The sequence below is a fragment of the Streptomyces sp. NPDC127097 genome (assembly GCF_042724075.1).
GTDB lineage: Bacteria > Actinomycetota > Actinomycetes > Streptomycetales > Streptomycetaceae > Streptomyces.
Map to the genome: position 1 here is coordinate 297,944 of NZ_JBHXFI010000002.1, position 18,632 is coordinate 316,575.

Annotated in this window: 13 protein-coding genes and 2 pseudogenes; 4 read left to right on the forward strand and 11 right to left on the reverse strand. The window is 71.4% G+C overall.

Annotated elements, in window-relative coordinates:
• Positions 1 to 10: 10 nt before the first annotated feature.
• Together ACFWJW_RS03260 and ACFWJW_RS03265 are read right to left on the reverse strand one after the other, a co-directional pair.
• Positions 11 to 724 (reverse strand): helix-turn-helix domain-containing protein, encoded by a 714-nt coding sequence (locus ACFWJW_RS03260; protein WP_387234133.1) that lies wholly within the window; start codon positions 722 to 724, stop codon positions 11 to 13.
• A gap of 343 nt (positions 725 to 1,067) precedes the next feature.
• Complete coding sequence (locus ACFWJW_RS03265; RefSeq protein WP_387234136.1) at positions 1,068 to 1,757, reverse strand: CBS domain-containing protein; 690 nt, start codon at positions 1,755 to 1,757, stop codon at positions 1,068 to 1,070.
• Between the two features lie 230 nt (positions 1,758 to 1,987).
• Here ACFWJW_RS03265 and ACFWJW_RS03270 point away from each other — a divergent pair, with 230 nt between their 5' ends.
• Positions 1,988 to 2,977: an Acg family FMN-binding oxidoreductase gene (locus ACFWJW_RS03270; RefSeq protein ID WP_387234139.1), complete on the forward strand. Its 990-nt coding sequence runs from the start codon at positions 1,988 to 1,990 to the stop codon at positions 2,975 to 2,977.
• A gap of 98 nt (positions 2,978 to 3,075) precedes the next feature.
• Here ACFWJW_RS03270 and ACFWJW_RS03275 read toward each other — a convergent pair whose 3' ends face one another.
• From ACFWJW_RS03275 to ACFWJW_RS03315, 9 genes are all read right to left on the reverse strand, one after another.
• Entirely contained in the window at positions 3,076 to 3,717 is a 642-nt protein-coding gene (locus ACFWJW_RS03275) for a V-type ATP synthase subunit D (RefSeq protein WP_387234142.1), read from the reverse strand.
• A complete protein-coding gene (locus ACFWJW_RS03280) occupies positions 3,714 to 5,129 on the reverse strand; it encodes a V-type ATP synthase subunit B (protein WP_387234145.1) in 1,416 nt (471 codons plus the stop codon). Before ACFWJW_RS03280 ends, ACFWJW_RS03275 begins: the two co-directional genes overlap by 4 nt.
• A gap of 64 nt (positions 5,130 to 5,193) precedes the next feature.
• Positions 5,194 to 6,990, reverse strand: coding sequence for a V-type ATP synthase subunit A (locus tag ACFWJW_RS03285; protein WP_387234148.1), 1,797 nt, complete (start codon positions 6,988 to 6,990; stop codon positions 5,194 to 5,196).
• Complete coding sequence (locus ACFWJW_RS03290; protein WP_387234151.1) at positions 6,978 to 7,505, reverse strand: hypothetical protein; 528 nt, start codon at positions 7,503 to 7,505, stop codon at positions 6,978 to 6,980. The genes ACFWJW_RS03285 and ACFWJW_RS03290 overlap by 13 nt, the downstream gene beginning before the upstream one ends.
• The gene (locus tag ACFWJW_RS03295; RefSeq protein ID WP_387234155.1) at positions 7,502 to 7,723 is read right to left on the reverse strand and encodes a hypothetical protein; all 222 of its coding nucleotides are present in this window, start codon (positions 7,721 to 7,723) and stop codon (positions 7,502 to 7,504) included. The genes ACFWJW_RS03290 and ACFWJW_RS03295 overlap by 4 nt, the downstream gene beginning before the upstream one ends.
• A 2-nt stretch (positions 7,724 to 7,725) precedes the next feature.
• Complete coding sequence (locus ACFWJW_RS03300; RefSeq protein ID WP_387234158.1) at positions 7,726 to 8,148, reverse strand: ATP synthase subunit C; 423 nt, start codon at positions 8,146 to 8,148, stop codon at positions 7,726 to 7,728.
• The gene (locus tag ACFWJW_RS03305; protein ID WP_387234160.1) at positions 8,145 to 9,518 is read right to left on the reverse strand and encodes a V-type ATPase 116kDa subunit family protein; all 1,374 of its coding nucleotides are present in this window, start codon (positions 9,516 to 9,518) and stop codon (positions 8,145 to 8,147) included. Before ACFWJW_RS03305 ends, ACFWJW_RS03300 begins: the two co-directional genes overlap by 4 nt.
• A gap of 19 nt (positions 9,519 to 9,537) precedes the next feature.
• A complete protein-coding gene (locus ACFWJW_RS03310; RefSeq protein WP_387234163.1) occupies positions 9,538 to 10,470 on the reverse strand; it encodes a V-type ATPase subunit in 933 nt (310 codons plus the stop codon).
• A gap of 674 nt (positions 10,471 to 11,144) precedes the next feature.
• Positions 11,145 to 13,829 (reverse strand): cation-translocating P-type ATPase, encoded by a 2,685-nt coding sequence (locus ACFWJW_RS03315; protein ID WP_387234166.1) that lies wholly within the window; start codon positions 13,827 to 13,829, stop codon positions 11,145 to 11,147.
• Positions 13,830 to 14,101: 272 nt separating this feature from the next.
• Here ACFWJW_RS03315 and ACFWJW_RS03320 point away from each other — a divergent pair.
• The 3 genes and pseudogenes from ACFWJW_RS03320 to ACFWJW_RS03330 form a co-directional block, all read left to right on the forward strand.
• Positions 14,102 to 14,435 (forward strand): annotated as a pseudogene (locus ACFWJW_RS03320) (CBS domain-containing protein); the annotation flags it as partial.
• Positions 14,436 to 14,539: 104 nt separating this feature from the next.
• Entirely contained in the window at positions 14,540 to 15,412 is an 873-nt protein-coding gene (locus tag ACFWJW_RS03325; RefSeq protein ID WP_387234168.1) for a universal stress protein, read from the forward strand.
• A gap of 288 nt (positions 15,413 to 15,700) precedes the next feature.
• Positions 15,701 to 18,438 (forward strand): annotated as a pseudogene (locus tag ACFWJW_RS03330) (ATP-binding protein).
• Positions 18,439 to 18,632 lie beyond the last annotated feature (194 nt).

Genomic DNA, 18,632 nt, shown 5'->3' on the forward strand with positions numbered 1-18,632 from the left:
CACCGAATGCTCATGCTCGCGACGTCGCCGTCGAGGACGCATGGGCGCCCATGACACGAATCCGGCGGCCGGTGATCCGATGCGGATGGATCGCGATCCACTGGTGGCGTCCATCTCCTACCCATGGGCCGGTGTGGGCGCATTCCTCCAACCGGCGGATCTCGTAGGGGCTGGTGACCACATGGGCGTGCCCCGCGACCAGGACGCTCCAGCCCTGGCTGAAGGCGTCATCGACGTGATCGACCTCCAGAGCGACATCCTGGCCGGCTGCTGCCGCCGGGCCGGCTTCCGGTGCGGTGCGGTAGGCGATCAATTCGTCCGCGACGGTGTAGTTCACGGGGAAGATGGCCGGTGCGTCATCGATGGTTACTGCAATTCTGCCGACGCCGTGGGTGGAGAGCCGCTCGCGGCACTCCGCCTGGCTCAGAACCAGTACCTCGGGATGCGCCGCGGCCTTGCCGAAGCCCGCAGGCAGTTCCATCGTCCCTCCCACAAGTTCAGCCACCGTCGTCTCCAGGGCACTGGCGAGGCTCAGCATGAATCCGATACCCGGGTCCGCCGCACCTTCTTCCACGTACTGGAGGTACCCCGGTGACGCAGCCGCCCGGGCTGCGACCTCCTCGCGCGTCAGGCCCAACTGCTGCCTGCGCAGCATGGCCCGCCGCCCCAGGTCACTGTGCGTCCGGGAGACCTCTGAGCCGGGGCCTGTCTCGGGGTTTGTCATCGTGTACACATCCCTCTGTCGTCCCGGATGCCCGGGGCCGGAGCCTCGTCCCGAGCGGTGGGCCCGGGCCCGTGGTGGACGCGTGCGTTCAAGGCGCCTGTCGCAGCGCACAAAATGGACAAGGTGACTCCATGCCCAGGGTCGGCCCGCGCCGAGGCCCGGCACATGGGCCGGTCGGCCCTTGCCCGAGGTGCACCGGCCCCATCTGCCCGGACACCGCTCGCCCGGTTTCAGCCGTGCGGGACGACGGCTACCGGACACCCGGCATGGTGGACGGCTGCGGAGACCGACACAACGGGGAGCTCCGGGTGGGACGACCGGACACCGACGGTGATGACGTCGTTCATGACCGGGCCCGGCCCCCTTCGGCTGAGGCGGCGGGGCCGGCAGCCATGGCCGGCTTCAGGTCCTCGGTGACCGAGACGACACCGTCGACACTGGCGCACATGCGTACCAGCACCGGAATGAGGAGGGTGTTTTCCACCGAACCGTGCAGCGCCACCTGCCCCCGCTCGACCTCAGCGGTCACACCAGCAGCCCCGAGACGGGCTGTGCGCCCGATGACCTCCCGGGTGATCTCCTCCTGAATCGACCTGTCCTTGCGCAGGAAGACGCGCAGCAGGTCGCTCCGGCTGACGATGCCCAGCAGGACGTCCGTCTCATCGACCACCGGGAGGCGCTTCAGGTGTTGCACCTCCATGAGGCGTGCCGCCTCGACAACAGTCCACTCCGGATGGGCGCAGACCGCAGGAGCCGACATGAGTTCGGAGGCGGTGCGCCCCTCCGCTCGTGCCCGTTCCCACGCCTCAAGGTGCGGCAACGGCGTCCTGCCGGAGAGATCGGACTGGTCGGCTGCCTTCCGCAGCAGATCAGCCTCCGAGACGACCCCGGCCGGTCTGCCGAGGCTGTCGAGTACCGGCACAGCGCTCACGGCGCTGTCGGCGAGTTTCTGCGCGATGTCCTTGAACGGTGTATCGAGTTGAACGCTTGCGACCTTCCTGGTCATGAGCTCGCTTATCGTGCGGTGCTCCATCTCCGGCTCCTTTCGCCAGGGCGCCGGGCGCCTTGCCCCACACCTCAAGGGTGATCGGAGCGGCGGCTGTCCCGGCATGAGCCACTCGGCCCCACCGGACGGCCGGCAGGCCCGGAGAGGGCCCGGTAGGCTGCGCATCAGGGACCTATGGCCCCTGACCCAGGAAGCAGCGCTCCCACCAAGCTGGAGGCGTCCGTCGATACGCTTGCTGCCCGTCCGGGAGGCTCCCGGTGTTCATCCAGACCCTCGATGACACGTTGGTCAAGAGCCTGGTCGCCGACGCCGTCGCCGCGCCCTCCATGCACAATGCCCAGCCTTGGTGCTTCAGCTACGCGCGGCACAGCCGCGCCTTCACGCTCTCCGTAGACCTCGAGCGCGCCCTGCCGCACGCCGACCCCACGACCCGGGGCATGCACTTGGGCTGTGGAGCCGCACTGTTGAACCTGCGCGTCGCCGCTGCACATGCCGGGCATCGGACGAGGACGACCCTCCTGCCCGACCCCCATGCTCCGGCGCTGCTGGCCGTCATGCGGCTGGATGATTGCCGCGAGCCCGCAGACGAGCCCCTCCCCGGTCTCCATCCCGCCATCCACGACCGGCACACCAGCCGTTTTCCCTTCTCGGAGCGCCAGATCCCGGAGAGCGTCCGCGGGGCCCTGACCGCGGCCGCAGCCGGAGAAGGAGCACGGTTGACCTTTCTCACCACCCCGCACCGCGAGACCGTGCTCGACTTGATCACGCACGCCGAGGGCTACAACCGCATGGACGCCGACCGCGAGGACGAACAGCGCCGCTGGACCCATGGCACCTCTTCCGAGGAGATCACCGCCGGCATCCCCGAGGACGCTTTCGGTCCCGTGAAACGCAGCGGATCGGCTCCCACCCGGGATTTCGCCGGCCGACGCACGGTGGCCGGTCGCGCGTACGCGGACTTCGAACGCTGTCCCCAGCTGGCGTCACTCAGCACCACGAGCGACGGTCCGGCCGACTGGCTCCGCGCGGGCCAGGCACTGGAACGCGTCCTGCTCCTGGCCACGCTCCAGGGGCTTGCGAGCTCCTTCGCGACTCAGGCCGTCGAATGGCCGGACCTGCGCTGGATCCTGCGCGACCCGGTCTCCGGGACAGGTCATGTGCACATGATCCTTCGCTTGGGTTACGGCCCGCGGGGACCTCGCACCCCGCGTCGGCCAGTTGAGCAGGTGCTGACGATCAAGCCGTGAATCGAGGCCGGCTGAAGGACGACGGCACAGCGGACAACCAACCACGCCCGTGAGATCCAGGTGTGCCCTCCTCGGCCCCCGGCCGGCAGGGTGGCTGCTCACTCCGGCGTGTTTCCGCGCTCTCCGGCCTGCCGTGCGGCCCACCGGCGTCGTACCGCATCCTCGTGCTCACTCTGTTCCAGCGCGAGTCCGACCCGGGCGAGGGCACTTTCCAGGCGGGGGATCCAGTGGCGGCGTAGGGCGCGGACCCGCTGACGGGTGTTCAGCAGTTCTGCCCCGACGATCCGGGCCGCAGCTTGTGCGGCGGCGTACTCGGCGGCCGCCTGCACCGCCTCACGGTAGGCCGCCTCGGCTTGCACCAGAGCGGTGTTGCTCGGTGCGGCCGAGGTGGGAGTCCGGTCCGGGACCGCGCAGGAGGCCGTGGATGGATGCCGCACTCCCATGGTGGACGTCTCATGAACGGTGATGTCCACTGCGCCGACGCCTGCTGCCGCTGCTGCCAGCGCGTGCTCACCGCCCAGGACAACTGCTCTCAGCAGCCAGGTTTCCGCCTGCCTCGTCTGGTCGTGCCACCGTTTGGTGCAAGTTCGCTCGGCTTCGAGGAGGAGCTGGTGCCGCGTCCGCAGGATGTGCAGCTTCTGTTCGAGGAGGTCGGCTCCGCGCAGGGCGGCATCCAGGCTGCGCCGAAGACGCAGACGGCCGGCCCGCGAGGGCGGCGGGGTACGGACCACAGAGGTCATCCTGCCGTCCCTCCCTCGACGTTTCCCGCCACTGTCTCCTGCGCACCGTGCGCGTCGAGCAGGCCGGCCGGCAGCATGGACAGCTGGCTGCGAGGGAGCGTGAGCAGCACCTGCCAGGCGCCCTCCAACGTCTCGGCCAGTGTGCGTAGTTCGTCGCTGCGCTGATTCATGAAGTGCCGCAGGAACGCCTCGTCGAAGTCGAGGTAGCGGCGGTCGGTCGCACTGAGCCCCGACTGCCCCACCAGGTCGGCGAGTTCTCGTACCTGCCGTGCGCGGGCGAGGGCGGCAAGCATCTGTGCCGCGACGTCCAGATGGTCGAGGCGGGTGCGCCCGGGGCCCGCGCCCTTGCGCATCAGGCGGGACAGCGAGGAAAGGGCGTCCACGGGCGGGTACACACCCCGGGCGTGCGTCTCGCGCGACAGCACGATCTGGCCTTCGGTGATGTAGCCGGTCAGGTCCGGGACCGGATGGGTGATATCGCCGGCGGGCATGGTCAGCACAGGCATGACGGTGACGGAACCGGGACGGCCATGGATCTTCCCGCACCGTTCATAGAGCGAAGCGAGGTCGCTGTAGAGGTAACCGGGATAGGCGCGGCGCGCCGGGATCTCGCCGCGGGCCGCGGAGACCTCACGCAGCGCCTCGGCGTAGCTGGTCATGTCATTCATCACCACGAGCACATGGCGCCCGCCGGTGAAGGCGAGGTGCTCGGCGACGGTCAGCGCGACGCGTGGGGTGAGGATCCGTTCGATGACCGGGTCGTCGGCGGTGTTGAGGAGCAGTACCAGTTCGCCCGCCGCCGAGCGCTCCTCCAGAGCGTCACGTACGAAGGCGGCATCGGGGTGGGTGAGGCCCATCCCGGCGAAGACCACGCTGAACGCCTCACCACCTGCGGTCGCCTGGGCGGCGATCTGAGCAGCGAGTTCAAGGTGAGGCAGTCCGGCCACGGAGAACACCGGCAGCTTCTGCCCCCTCACCAAGGTGGTCAGCCCGTCGACGGCGCCGACACCGGTGAGCACCGGTTCGGACGGCGGTTCGCGCCGCACCGGATTGATCGGGCTGCCGTTCACCGCCGCGTAGGTCTCCCCGAATACCGGCGGCCCGTCGTCGATGGGCTCACCGCGTCCGTTGCAGACCCGCCCCAGCCACCCCGGCCCGACCGGGATGCGCAGTGGCGCTCCGGCGAAGGCCACCCGGAGGCCGGCCGGGTCCATTCCGGTGGTCTCCTCCAAAACCTGCACGACGGCGAGTCCCCGGTCCACTTCAAGCACGAGGCCGTGCCGTCGCTCGCCCGACTCCATGGTGATCCGGACGAACTCGTCCCAGCCGACCCCTGACACTCCTTCGATCACGGCGAGCGGACCACGCAGCTCGCGCACCGCCGTGTACTCGACCTCGCCCCAGGCGGTCACCGTCGGTCTTCTCCCGCACGGCCGACCGCCGAAAGGCGCCGGCGGTCCGGCGCACCATGGCCGTTCACCGCACCTCCCGGAGCCTGGCGAGCACGATGTCCCGCCGAGCTGCCACTCCCGCGGCGTCATCCGGGCCGACCTCCTCGCGTGCGCGCACCACCGGTCCGAAGTCCACCTCTTCGACAGCACCCGCGGGCACGCCTGCGTCGACCAGCTCCCGGCAGTGGTCGACGACCGCGAACACCGCGTCGACCAGGGCCGCGGTCTTGTCCGCGGCGCAGTACGCGTCCAGGGGGGACAGCGCGCTCTGTTGGAGCACCGCCTCGCGCACCAGCCGCCCCGCGAGGATGCTGATGCGCTCCTGAGCAGGCAACGCGGCGATGCCGATCAGGTCGACGAGATCGGACAGCCGGTCCGCCTCGGCCAGCAGCGTGGCCACACGGTCGCGCCGCGCGGGCCAGGCCGGATCCCCCGTGGCTGCCTGCCTGGCGCCGAGCGCCACCGCGTCACGGGAGAAGGATCCCGACCAGGAGACGGCCGGGTAGTGGCGGGCATAGGCGAGATCGCGGTCCAGTGACCACAGGCAGCGCACAAACCGCTCGGTCTGCGCGGTGACCGGCTCGGTCAGGTCGCCACCGGGCGGGGACACCGCGCCGATCACGGTGACCGAGCCCCGGCCGCCGCCGAGCGTGGTCACGGCTCCCGCCCTCTCGTAGAACGCGGCGATCGCCGAGGCGAGGTCCGCGGGGTATCCCTCCTCCGCGGGGAGCGCGCCGGTGCGGGAGGCGAACTCCCGCAGGGCCTCGGCCCACCGCGAGGTCGAGTCGGCGATGACGACGACGTCCAGCCCCATGTCCCGGAAGTACTCGGCGACCGTGGCGCCCGTGTAGATGCTGGCCTCGCGCGCCATCATCGGCATGTTGGAGGTATTGGCGACGGTCACCGTCCGGTCCGCGAGCCGTCCGCCGGTGCGGGGATCCTCAAGGGCGGAGAGTTCGGCGATGACGTCGGCCATCTCGTTGCCCCGTTCCCCGCAGCCGACGTACACGATCACGTCGGCGTCGCACCACTTGGCGATCTGCTGCAACAGCACGGTCTTCCCGGTGCCGAAACCGCCCGGCACGGCGACCGTGCTGCCCCGGGCGACCGGAAAGAGCAGGTCGATCACGCGCTGCCCGGTGTTCAGCGGTTCCTGGTCGCGGACGCGCTCGCGTACCGGTCGCGGCCGCCGGACGGGCCAAGAGGTGCTGGTCCGCACCTCGGTGCCCCCCACCACAGCCACCACTGCGTCCTGCGGAACGGAGCCCTCCGCAGAGATCCGCTCCACCACCCCGCAGGAGCCCGGTGGGACCAGGACCTGTATCCGCACCGGTCCCGGCCCTCGGAGTTCGCCCAGGACTTCGCCCTCCGAGAGCCGTGTCCCCGCGCCTGCCTTCGGGAGGAACGACCAGGCGGGCTGCCCGGCCCCGGCCCGGGCGGCGCCCGGGAGGAGCCATTCCCCGGCGCCGGACAGCGGGCGCAGCAAACCGTCGAAGATTCCGCCGAGCAACTGAGGACCGAGCCGGGCCGAGAGCGGGCTTCCGTGCGGGAACGCGGTATCGCCAGGAGCAAGTCCCCCCGTGTACTCGTATGCCTGGACGGTGACGGTGCCGCTGCTGATTGCCACCACTTCGCCGGGCAGCCCGGCCTCACCGAGCGAGACCAGGTCGTACATCGCGGTCCCGTCGGCGTACTCCATCTCGACCAGCGGACCGGCGACGCGCAGGATGCGGCAGGGGTTCCCGGGCGGCTCGCCCCGCAGAGCCGCCTCGGGCGACGGGGCCCCAACAGCCGTTCCGGATGTGGCCCCTACGGTGCCCATAGCGTCTCCACCTCGGAACCGAGCCGGTCCAGTGCATGCGCGGCGAGGGCATCCAGTGTGCAGTCGACGCGCCGCCCCGCGGCATGAGCGATCACACCGCCATCGGGGTGCTCCGTGACCTCCGCGTCCGGTCCGAGGAGCAGGCGGGCGCACCGTGCCAGCCGGTCGAGCACGGCGTCGTAGTCGGCTGTGTCCCGCAACGCCCGGACGCGTTCGGTGGCGCGCAGGCGAAGCTGCTCGTACGCCTTTCTGCGCACGCCCAGCTCGCGGGCCCTGGCGGTACGACGCGCTTGTATGAGGACCGCACGCCCGGCGGCCTGACCCTCCGCTTCGCCCTGTCGACGGGATGCGTCCAGGATCGCCTCCCCTTCGGCCCGGGCGGCGTCCAGCAGGTCCGCCGCCTCGCGGTCCGCCTGGGCGAGGAGGGACCGGGCCTCGGAGTTGGCAGCCCGGAGGAGTTCGGTACGCACGGGTTCCAGCGCGGCACCGGCCTCATCGGGGACCGGCGTCCTCATGGGGGCAGCACCGCGGTGAGCGGAGGGATGCGGTGGAGCACCGCCGGTCCCAGGGCGTCGGCCGCCGCGGGCGTGAGAATCACCAGGCCGGCCTCCGCACGCACGTCCCGCCATGCCGCGCGAACCACGTCCGGCTCCTCGGCGACGAGGACGGTGACTCCGGCCAGAGCCAGCCCCGCCACCCGCACCTGCTCGCCGATGGCGGCCACGCATCCCATGGTCAGGCCTTTCCGATGAGAATGATCGCGACGACCAGGCCGTAAATGGCGATGCCCTCCGCGAGTCCGACGATGACCATGGCCCGGCCGAAGAGTTCGGGCCGTTCGCTGAGCGCCGCCAGCGCCGCGGCTCCGGTGTAGGCGACGGCGATCGACGCCCCGATCGATGCACCGGCCACCGCGATCGCCGCACCGATCAGCGCAGCGGAGCCGGAGCCGGTGTTCTGCGCGGCCGGCGCAGTGGTGGCGGCTTGCGCGGCCCCGTCACCGAGGGCCGGGACCAGCAGCGCCGCCGCGCCCACGAGCAGGAGCGCATCGGCGGCGACCACCCAGCGCAGGGCCGTCCGTCCGGAGCGGCGCAGCACCAGCCGAGTGAGGGCGAAGACCACCGCGACGACGGGGAGAGCGATGAGCCAGGTGATCACTGTGCCACCTCCGTGTGCTGTACGGGCAAATGCCAGGGACGGAAGGGACGGCCCTGGCTCTCGAAGACGCGGGAGAAGAGTTCGTAGAATTCGAGGCGCAACGCCTGAACGCCGGCGATCAGGGCCTCCAACGCGAAGGCGAGGGCGTTGCCCACGACGAAGACGACGACGGCCGCGACCAGCGCCACACCACCCATTCCCGCCAGCCCCGTGGTGCCTTCCCACACGATCGCGCCGAGCGCGGCATGGGTGAGCCCGAAGGCCGCCAGCCGCGCGAACGAGATGACGTTCGATCCCATCCGCACCACCACGTCGAAGAGCTGCACACCCGTCTGGGCGGCGCCGCCCACGCCCCCGGCGGTCGTTGCGTACAGGCCGTACCCGGCCAGGAGGAGGCCGATGAGCGCAACCACCGCCCCTGTGAGCGCGAAGCCGGTGCGGCCCAGATAGAGCGCGCCGGCGGTCAGGGCGAGCCCGAGAAAGAGTGCTGTTCCCGCGATGCCGGAGGCCGCGTACAGAGCCCCCGCCGCGCCGTGTTCCCGCCAGCGGTTGATGATTCCGGCCCCGTAGGCGAGCACGAGCAGCGCCGCACCGAGACCGACCGCCGTGGCGAGCAGGCGTACGGGCTCGTCCAGGGGATTCAGCCAGAGGACCGGCAGTGCTCCGGTCGGGCCGAAGAATTCGCCGTAGGCAACACCCGCGAGCATGCTGGCGCACCCGGCTCCGGCTACGAACGGCCACAGGACGCGGAGCGACGCCAGACGGCGGGGGCGACCGCGACGCAGCAGCAGCCCTGCGACCAGCAGCAGTGCGCCGTGCCCGGCGTCGCCGAACATCACGCCGAACATCAGCACGTAGACGATCCCGGCGGGCAGGGTGGGATCGAGGTCGGCGTACGGCACGGTCCCGTACGTCCGGACCAAGGGGGCGAAGGAACGTCGCATGGCACCGGTGCCGCGCAGCATGGTGGGCGGGTCGATTCCGCGGGGACTACGCAGCGGCACCAGTGCGCCGCCGGCTCCGGCGATGCGCTCGGCGGTGGCGGGGACTTCGGCGGCGGGGCACCATCCGGCGAGTGCCGCGACGGCGCCGTGCCGGACCGTGCCGGCGAGGCGCTCCTCCAGCTGTGCCTCGCCCGCCAGCAGATCCGTGCGCCCTGCGCGCTCCAGCGCGTCGAGGTCGGGCGGGACGGTGCTGAGAACAGGGTTCTCCGCCTCGGTGCGAGAACGCTGCATCCGTCGGGTGGCTGATCCCGGCGCTCCTGGCCCACTGTCGTCGATCCGGTCGACCTCGACGCAGCCCGCCTCGGCGATCTCGACAAGTGTTTGTCGCAGAGCCTCGTGCGGGGCGACGATCGCCACCCGCTGCATGCGGACGGGGATTGTCGCCTCAGCCCGGAGCATCGAACACCTCCGTCGGTCTGCCGCCGCGCGCGGCCAGCTCCAGCGCACCCCGCACCCGCCAGGCGTCCGCGGACAGCACGGCGACGGCACCGATCACCGGCCCGGAGCCCCAGTGGGATCCGCGCAACAGCTCGGACCCGTCCTGTTCCAGCCGCTCCCACCAGCGTGCCTCTGCCCGCCATAGCTCCGCCGGCTCGTCGATCCCGTCCAGCGCCCAGCGCGCGATGACCGGCAGATGCTGCCGGAAGTCGGCGAATGATGCCGTACGCACCGCTGCCGCGCCGAGCAGCTGTCCCGCACGCCGAGCAGCCGGCTCTGCCAGGCGGCGGCCGACAACGAACACTTCGCGGCCGACCAACAGTGCCATGCGGCCCGCTGCCCAGCGCGCGGCCTCGGGCAGGGCGGCCGCCGTCCGCACGGCGGCGGAGGCCCGCATTCCGGTGGCCACCGCCGCCGGCGACTCGGCTCCTGGGTCTCCCCACACGGAAGCGGCGAGCGCGGCCCGCAACTCCGGAGGTGAGGTCGTCCGGGAAATCCGTGGCCAGGCGGTCGCCAGGGTGCCGAGCCGGTAAGGCCGGGCGGGCCGGGGGAGCCCGGTTCCCTCCATGGCGCGGAGGTGCTGCTCCGTGTTGGCGATTTCGAACCCGGCGGCGAGCAGACGGACGGCTTCTGCACCGCTCCGGGGCTGCCAGCCCGCCAGCACTCGCAGGTGCCACAACAGGGCTTCACTTACTGCTCGTTGAGTGTCGGACAGGGACATCTCGGGACGGAGTTCGTGCCGGTAGGCCGTGGCTCCCAAGTAGCGCACGGCATCGTCGAGCGTGGGCCCCGCGGCTACTTCCCGGGCACCTCCGGCTCCAAGACACCGGGACAGCATGGCCCTGGCCCGGGTGACACCGGCTACCCACCCGCCGCCCATCGCGTCCCCCCTTCCCCAGGAGCTCCGGGCACATCGGGCGCCTTCCGCTCACCCGTCCCCGTATCCTCGAGTTCCTCGGCCACGAGTGCCGACACCCGGTCGAGCAGGAGAGGCATACGCGCGTTGGCCCGTCGGCGCACCACAGCCGCCTCGCGCTCCGCCGATGCGAGTAGCTCCGCTGCCTCCGCCTCGGCGGCACGGCGCGCCCGGTCGGCGCTCTCCGCCCGTAGGCCGGGGGCGCGAGCGTGTGCCCGTGCGACGATCTCCGCGGCCTCTCGTTCGGCTCCGCGCCGGGTCTCTGCGGCCCTGTGCGTGGCTTGCTCACGGATGGTCCGTGCCTCTGCTTCGGCACGCTCCAGCAAGGCGAGCGGTGGCTCCAGTTCGGCCGAGCGTTCGGCGGAACGGTCTGCGGGCACACCCCCGGGCGCCGCCCGGCCGGGTGAGCCGGCCGGGCGGAACCGCATCAGGAAATCCCGGAATCCGGCCACGAGCTCTCCTCAAGGTCAGCCCCTGTTTCGAGTCTCCATGCTGGGAGCGGCAGTGTCGCGCCGGGTTGGGCCGTCCCCGGGCACGGGCCGGACGGACCGGCATGTGCCCGGGGCATGGCTGATCCTGCGGCGGTCGGACTCCTTGGGGCGATGAGTTCGCCGACTTCCCCCGGCCGGCAGCACCGCTCAGGGCTCACCTGTCCAGCGGCCTCGCGGGACCGGCGCGCGCACCGTACCCGTGCGGCCGCCCGGGGCGGCGCCAGGCGGATGCTCCGGGCACAGCCATCTCTGCAGGCGCATCACGACATGACCGAGCCCGGAGAGTCCGGCTGCGATCGCGAGGTCGGTGAGCGGCAGTGGCTCCGTGCCCAGCAGGGCCTGTAGCGGTGGCAGATAGACGCCTGCTGCCTGTAGGCAGAGGGCTGCGCCCACGGCGACCAGCAGGAAGGGATTGGCAAGGCTGCCGGGCCGGGCACGAGAGCCGAGGGCGACACCCAGTTGGGTCGCGCCGAGGACCAAAAAGACCATGGTCTGCCAGGGACGGCCGGTCTCCCGTGCCCAGACCCCGGCCATCAGGGTGACTGTGGTGACGAAGGCCCCCATGACCAGGATGCGTGGCCACAGGCCGGCGCCCAGCACGCTTTCCTCTGGTGGACGTGGCGGGTGGCGCATCACCTCCGGCTCGACGGGTTCCGCCCCGAGGGCGACACCGGGCAGGCCGTGGGTGAGCAGGTTGATCCAGAGGATCTGGGCGGGCAGCAGGGGCAGCGGCATCCCCAGGAAGGGTCCGAGGAGCATGACGAGGATCTCCGCGGTACCCCCGGCAAGGGCGTAGAGCAGGAACCGGCGCACATTGGCGTAGACGCGGCGCCCCTCCTCGACCGCGGAGACGACCGTGGCCAGATTGTCGTCGGCGAGGACGAGATCGGCTGCCTGGCGTGCCACTTCGGTGCCGCGCTGCCCCATGGCAACGCCGATGTCGGCTCTGCGCAGAGCCGGCCCGTCGTTGACCCCGTCCCCGGTCATCGCCACCACGTGTCCGGTCTCGCGCCATGCCTCGATGATGTCGAGTTTCTGCTCGGGCGTGGTCCGGGCGAAGACCCGCGTGCAGGTCAGCTCGCCCGCTGCGCCCTGCCGGATCTGCTCGCCGGTCGTGACCGTGTCCCTTCCCGAAGCGATGCCGAGACGTTCGGCCAGTGCCCGGGCGGTGAGGGGGTGGTCGCCGGTGATAAGTACGGGGGCGATACCGGCTTGCTTACAGGCGGCGATGGTGGCGGCAGAAGTGCTCCGGGGTGGGTCCAGGATGCCGATCAGACCGAGCAGAGAGAGTTGGGTCTCCCAGGTGTCGGGACGTTCGGACCGTGCTGCAAGATCGCGCGTGGCGACGGCGAGCACCCGGTGGCCGCCGCGCGCCAGCTCCTCGGCGTGTGCGGCCGCCCTCGCGAGCACGACCGGCCCGTCAGCCAGGACGTCGGGCCGGAGCACGGACTCCGGCGCGCCCTTGCACACGAGGTGTAGGCCACTGTCCGGCCGTTGGTGCACCGTCGTCATCCGCTTGCGACCCGGCTCGAAAGGGACCTCGTCCACCCGTGGCAGCTCGCGGTCCAGCGCTCTCCGGTCCAGCCCGAACCTGGCCCCGGCCGCGAGCAGGGCAGCCTCCGTGGGGTCCCCCAGTGCCTGCCACTCCGTGCTGCCGTCCGAGGGGGGCTCCAGCGCGGCGTCGTTGCAGAGCAGCGCGGCACTCACCAGTGCGGCGAGGTCAGGTGCGCCGCTCGCGATGACCGCCTGGCCGGCGCGCAGAACGCGACCCTCCGGTGCGTAGCCCGTCCCCACGACCGTGGCTTCTCCGCGTGGTGTCCAGAGTCGCTCTGCGGCCATCCGCCCCTCGGTCAGTGTGCCCGTCTTGTCGGTGGCGATCACGGTGACGGACCCCAGCGTCTCCACGGCGGGCAGACGGCGGACGATGGCGTGTCGCTCCGCCATGCGCCGTGCTCCGAGGGCCAGGGCGAGCGTGACGACAGCGGGCAGCGACTCCGGAACCGCGGCAACGGCGAGGCTGATCGCCGCGACGATCATCAGCTCCACCGGCTGCCCGCGTATCAGCCCCAAGGCCAGGACCACGGCGCACAGCGCAACGGTGACGGCCGCCAGAGTGCGACCGAACCCCACCAGCCGGCGCTGCAGCGGCGTCAGTCCGGGCGCGGTGCCCAGGAGTGATGCGATGCGGCCCAGGGTGCTCGCTGCGCCGGTGGCGGTGACCCGGACGCGGCCGTGACCCCGGACGACGACCGTGCCTGCCGACACCGTGCCACGCGAGAGTTCGCTGCCAGGAGCTTTCTCCACCGGCACGGACTCGCCGGTCAACGACGACTCGTCCAGCAGAAGCGCTGCCGCATCCAGTACGTCACCGTCCGCCGGTGCGATGTCGCCCTCGGCCAGCAGGACCAGGTCCCCCGGCACCACGTCGGCCGCTGCCACGGATCGTTCCGCGTCGTCCCGTATGACCCTGGCGGCAGGTGCACTCATCGCCGACAACGCCGCCACGGCCTCCTCCGCCCGTACTTCCTGGACGACACCGACCACGGTGTTCACGGTGATCACGAACAGGATGACGGCAGTATCGCGGAAGTCGCCGGTGGCGACCGTCAGAGCGGCGGCCACGAGGAGCACCACGATCAGTGGGTCTCGCAACTGTTGCAGCACGCGTCTCCATACCGGAGTACGCGGCTGTGCCGGCAGAGCATTGGGACCGACGTCCCGCAGCCGCCGCGCAGCCTCCGTCCCTGACAGGCCCCCCGAGGTGGTGGCGGCGCTCCTGGACTCCTCGACGCCCACTCCGGCCTCCTCATTGGCCGCTCCGGCGGTTCGCACCTGTCACTGACGCTACGCGCGAAGTGGCTGCCGAGCAGGGGGCCGGGTGGCCGGGGCCGACTTCCGGACGGGAAGCGACAACGCATCGAGTGCCGGCCTCTTGGTCCACCGGCGGTGCTGCTCGGCGTCCGGCGAACGCCTCACTGGGCCCACTTCGGTGCCACCTGGCCCTACCTGTGGAGCATCGGGGCGAGGCAGGCTCGTGAGCACAAAGCTCCCGCACGGGCAACCGAACAGGGCCGGCCACGGCACTCCGAAGGGACAGGCCAGAGGTGAGGCATCGCAGTGTCGCAGCTCTGATGACGCCCAACGCCGTCGCCGTCCGGCCCGGGGCTCCGGTTCGGGAATCGCGCACCCGCTCGATGAGTACGACATCACCGCCGTACCCGTCGTCGATGAGGACGAGCGTCCCGTAGGGGTGGTGTCCGAGGCCGATCTGCTGCACAGGAAGACCACGAAGGCCGGGTCGAGTACCGCCGACTCCCTCATATCGAGCTCATATCGAGCCCTGCTGTGATGGCCCGCCCCGAGTGGAGCGTCGTCCGGGCGGCCAGGACGATGGAAGAGGAGAGGGGCAAGTGGCTGCCCGTGGCCGATACCTCCGGTGATTGACCGGCTCACCTACGTACACGACGGCACCGCCCCGCAGTGGCAGAGGCAGCAGGAGCCGGCCCGACGTCCCAGTAACCGCCTCCGGAAGGAGAGGGAGCATGAGCAGCTACGACGTGCACGACCCGGTGGTAGTGGGGGTTTCCCGCTCGGCGAAGAGTCGTAGAGCGGTTGACTGGGCTGCGGATGCCGCGACAAGGCGAGGGCGATCGCTGTGCTTGGTGCATGCCCAAGAGTGGCCCGCCGGTGCGGCTCCGAAAGACCGGCACGACTTGCCCGACCAGGTATGGGCTTCGCATTTCCGCGCTGCCGGGCAGTCGCTGCTGGACGACCTCCGAGAGGCGGCAGCGATCCGGGTGCCGGGGCTGCAGATCACCACTCGACTGCTTGACGGGCGTCCGACGGCCGTGCTGCGTGAGGTTGCCGAAGAAGCTTCTCTGCTGGTGGTCGGTGCCCACCGGGTGTCGGGGCCGGGCGAGGCCGTCACTTTCGGCCGGGTCGGCCCGGCCCTCGTAGGGCACCCTCCGTGCCCGGTGGTACTCGCGCTGGAGCCGACACGCGAGGATGCCCGGTTCGGTCCCGTCATGGTGGGGGTGGACGGTTCCACGGCTTCGGTGCCGGCAGTCGCGTTCGCCTTTGAGGAGGCTGCTGCCTGGGGCGCGGAACTGCTGGCGGTACAGGTACGGCGCCCACGCCACGGTGACTGGCCCCAGGACCTTCAGGAGTCCCTCCTCGATGTCTCGGAGGCTCTTGCCGGTTGGCCGGAGAAGTATCCGCAGGTCGTGGTGCGACAGGAGGCAGTCGTAGGGAACCCGCCGGTCAAGCTGGCCGAGGCGGCCGCGGAAGCACGCTGCCTGGTGGTGGGGTCACGCGGCGTGGGCGGCTTCCGGGGCCTGATACTCGGCTCGACCAGCCGTACCCTCTCGCACATGGCACCCGGCCCTCTGGTGGTCGTCCCACGGGAGGCCGAGTGACGGCAGACTGCGACGGGCTGGGGCCGGCCGTGCGCAGAACACTCGGTATCGCCCTTCACGTGGCCGCTGGCAGCGGTCATCTCCTGGTTGATGAAGACCCCGAAGCCGGGCAGGGTCTCATCACCACCGTCCAGCGCCGACGGACCCGGTCCGGCAGATGCCTTCGCTGGGCGACGGATTGCCTCAGGAACGGAGAACGCCAGGCTTCGGTTGGTCAGACGTGAGAGGGACGCAGACGGGGTATCAGCCCGGCCGAGCGTCAGCCGGTGCCCACAGGAGAGCCAAACGATGCTTCTAGGACGGCGCGCTGAGCGTCAGGCGATCGAACGGCTACTCACAGACGCGCGGTCGAGGCGCAGCGGTGTGCTGGTGGTGCGCGGTGAGGCCGGTATCGGTAAGACCGCGTTACTGGAGTATGCCCGTGGCGCCGCGTCGGGATTCCGGGTGGAGCGTGCCGCTGGTGTGGAGTCCGAGATGGAGTTCGCGTTCGCGGGTTTGCACCAGTTATGTGCACCGTTGTTGGACCGGCTGGGTGCGCTGCCCGACCGCAGCAGGCCGCCCTGGGTGTGGCGTTCGGGCTGAGTGCCGGGGATTCGCCGGACCGGTTCTTGGTCGGGCTGGCCAGCTTGAGTCTGCTGGCCGAGGTCTCCGAGGAACGGCCGCTGCTGTGCTTGGTGGACGATGCGCAGTGGCTGGATGCGGCATCCGCAGAGACCCTTGCGTTCGTAGCGCGGCGGGTCGACGCCGAGCGAGTGGCGCTGGTGGTCGCGCTGCGCGACCACAGCCCCGACCCGAGCGACGCGCACCCCTTCGCTGGGCTGCTGGAGCTGGGCCTGGACGGGCTCGGTGAAGCGGATGCGCAGGCGGTGCTCGCCACAGGGGTCAGGGCACCGCTGGATGAGCGGATACGTGACCGGATCATCGCCGAAGCGCGGGGGAACCCGCTGGCGCTGCTGGAGCTGCCCCGAAGCGCAGAGCCGGTGAAGCTGGCGGGTGGATTTGGGCCGCCGGATGCACTGAGCGTGCCGCGCAGGATCGAGGAGAGCTTCCAGCGCCGGTCACGCAGCCTGCCGGCCGAGACGCAGTTGTTGCTGCTGGTCGCGGCGGCTGAGCCGCTCGGCGATACGGCGCGGCTGCGGGGTGCGGCCGAGTACCTGGGCATCGACGCCGAGGCAGCTGCACCGGCGAAGGCGGCGGAGTTGCTGGAGATCGGCGCCCGGGTGCGGTTCCTGCATCCGCTGGTGCGCTCGGCGGTCTACCGTGCCGCCGCACCGTCTGACCGGCGACGCGTGCACCGCGCGCTGGCTGCGGCGACCGACCCGCAGGCCGACCCCGACCACCGCGCCTGGCACCGTGCGCAGGCCACGCTCGGGGCCGACGAGACGATCGCGGTGGAGCTGGAGCGCTTGGCCGGCCGGGCATGGACCCGCGGTGGGCCGGCCGCCGCGGCCGCGTTCTTGGAACAGGCGGTGGTGCTGACCCCCGAACCCGCCGACCGTGCACGCCGGGCGCTGGCCGCCGCACACGCCACGCACCAGGCCGGCGCGTCCGAAGCCGCCTTGGAGCTGCTGACGGTTGCGGCGGCCGTACCGCTGGATCCGCTGGGACGCGCCCGGGGGGAGCTGCTGCGCGCCCAGATCGCGTTCGATACCACCCGGGGCAGCGGCGTGCCCGGGATGCTGCTGGACGCCGCCAAGACACTCGTCCCGCTGGATGTCGAGATGGCCCGCCAGACCTACCTGCAAGCACTCGAAGCGGCCGTAGTCGCTGGTTCCTTCGGCCGCGGTCGCAGGGTGCTGGAGGTGGCCGAAGCCGCCCACGCCGCGCCCCCACCGCCACACCCGCCAGGGGTGGTGGACCTACTGATCGACGGGCTGGTGACCAGGGCCACGCAGGGATACGAGGCGAGCGTGCCCAGCCTGCGGCGGGCACTGGGGGCGCTCGGCAACCACGATCGCGATCCCCGCACCGCAGCAGCGGACGACAACCGCCGCTGGCTGTGGCTGGGCAGCCGCGTCGCGGTGGCGCTGTTCGACGACGAGACGGTGCATGAGCTGGCCGGCCGCCGCGTCCGGCTCACCCGCGAAGCCGGCGCACTGTCCGAACTGCCCGCCGCGCTGGACTATTTCGCCGTCGTGCTCATACACACCGGCGAGCTCGCCCACGCCGCCGAGCTCGTCGCCGAGGCCACCGCGATCCAGCCGGCGACCCTCACCGTCACCAGGATCATGCTCGCCGCCTGGCGCGGCCGGCGGGCCGAGACCTCCGAGCTGTACGCGGCCATGGTCCAGGACGCGACCCGGCGCGGCGAGAGCGCGGTGGTCACCGTGGCCCAGTACACGCTGGCCGTGCTGCACAACGGCCTGGGCGACTACCGCGCCGCGTTCGACGCCGCGGCAGGCCCGAGCGACTCCGACGAGCTGGAGCACAGCAACCTGGCCCTGCCCGAGCTCATCGAGGCGGCCGTCCGCGCCGGTGAACCAGCCCCAGCGGCCGCCGCGCTGGAGCTGCTCAGCTCGCGAACCCGCGCCAGCGGCACCCAGTGGGCGCTCGGCCTTGAGGCACGCTCGCGAGCGCTGACCAGCACCGGGCCGACCGCCGAGGCGCTGTATCGCGAGGCGATCGAGCGGTTTGGATGCTGCCGGATGGTGACCCATCTCGCCCGCGCCCACCTGGTCTACGGCGAATGGCTGCGCCGCGAAGGCCGGCGTCAGGCCGCCCGCGAGCAACTCCGCACCGCCCACGAACTGCTGTCCGGCATGGGCGCAGAGGCATTCGCCGCCCGCGCCGCCCGTGAGCTGCGCGCCACCGGCGAGCGGCCACACAAGCCAACTGCCCGGCCGACCGATGCGCTTACCGCCCAAGAGCTGCACATCGCGCGGCGGGTGGCCACCGGGGCCACCTCCAAGGAGGTCGGCGCACAGCTGTTCTTGAGCCCGCGCACCATCGACGCGCACCTGCGCAACATCTTCCGCAAGCTGGGCCTCACCTCCCGCCGCCAGCTCAGGGACATGCAGCTTCCCTGACCCCCGGGGCCGCCGTGCGCCCGAGAGGTATAGGCGATGTTCGCCTACGCCACCGGCCTCCCGCCCGAGAGGTGTAGGCGATGTTCGCCGATGCGACGGCAGTGCGGCAGCGCCGAGTATGAATACGCGTCCGGGACAGCTGCCCCGGACAGGCTCGGACGGGACGTTCTGACAGAGATGTGCTGCATCACGGT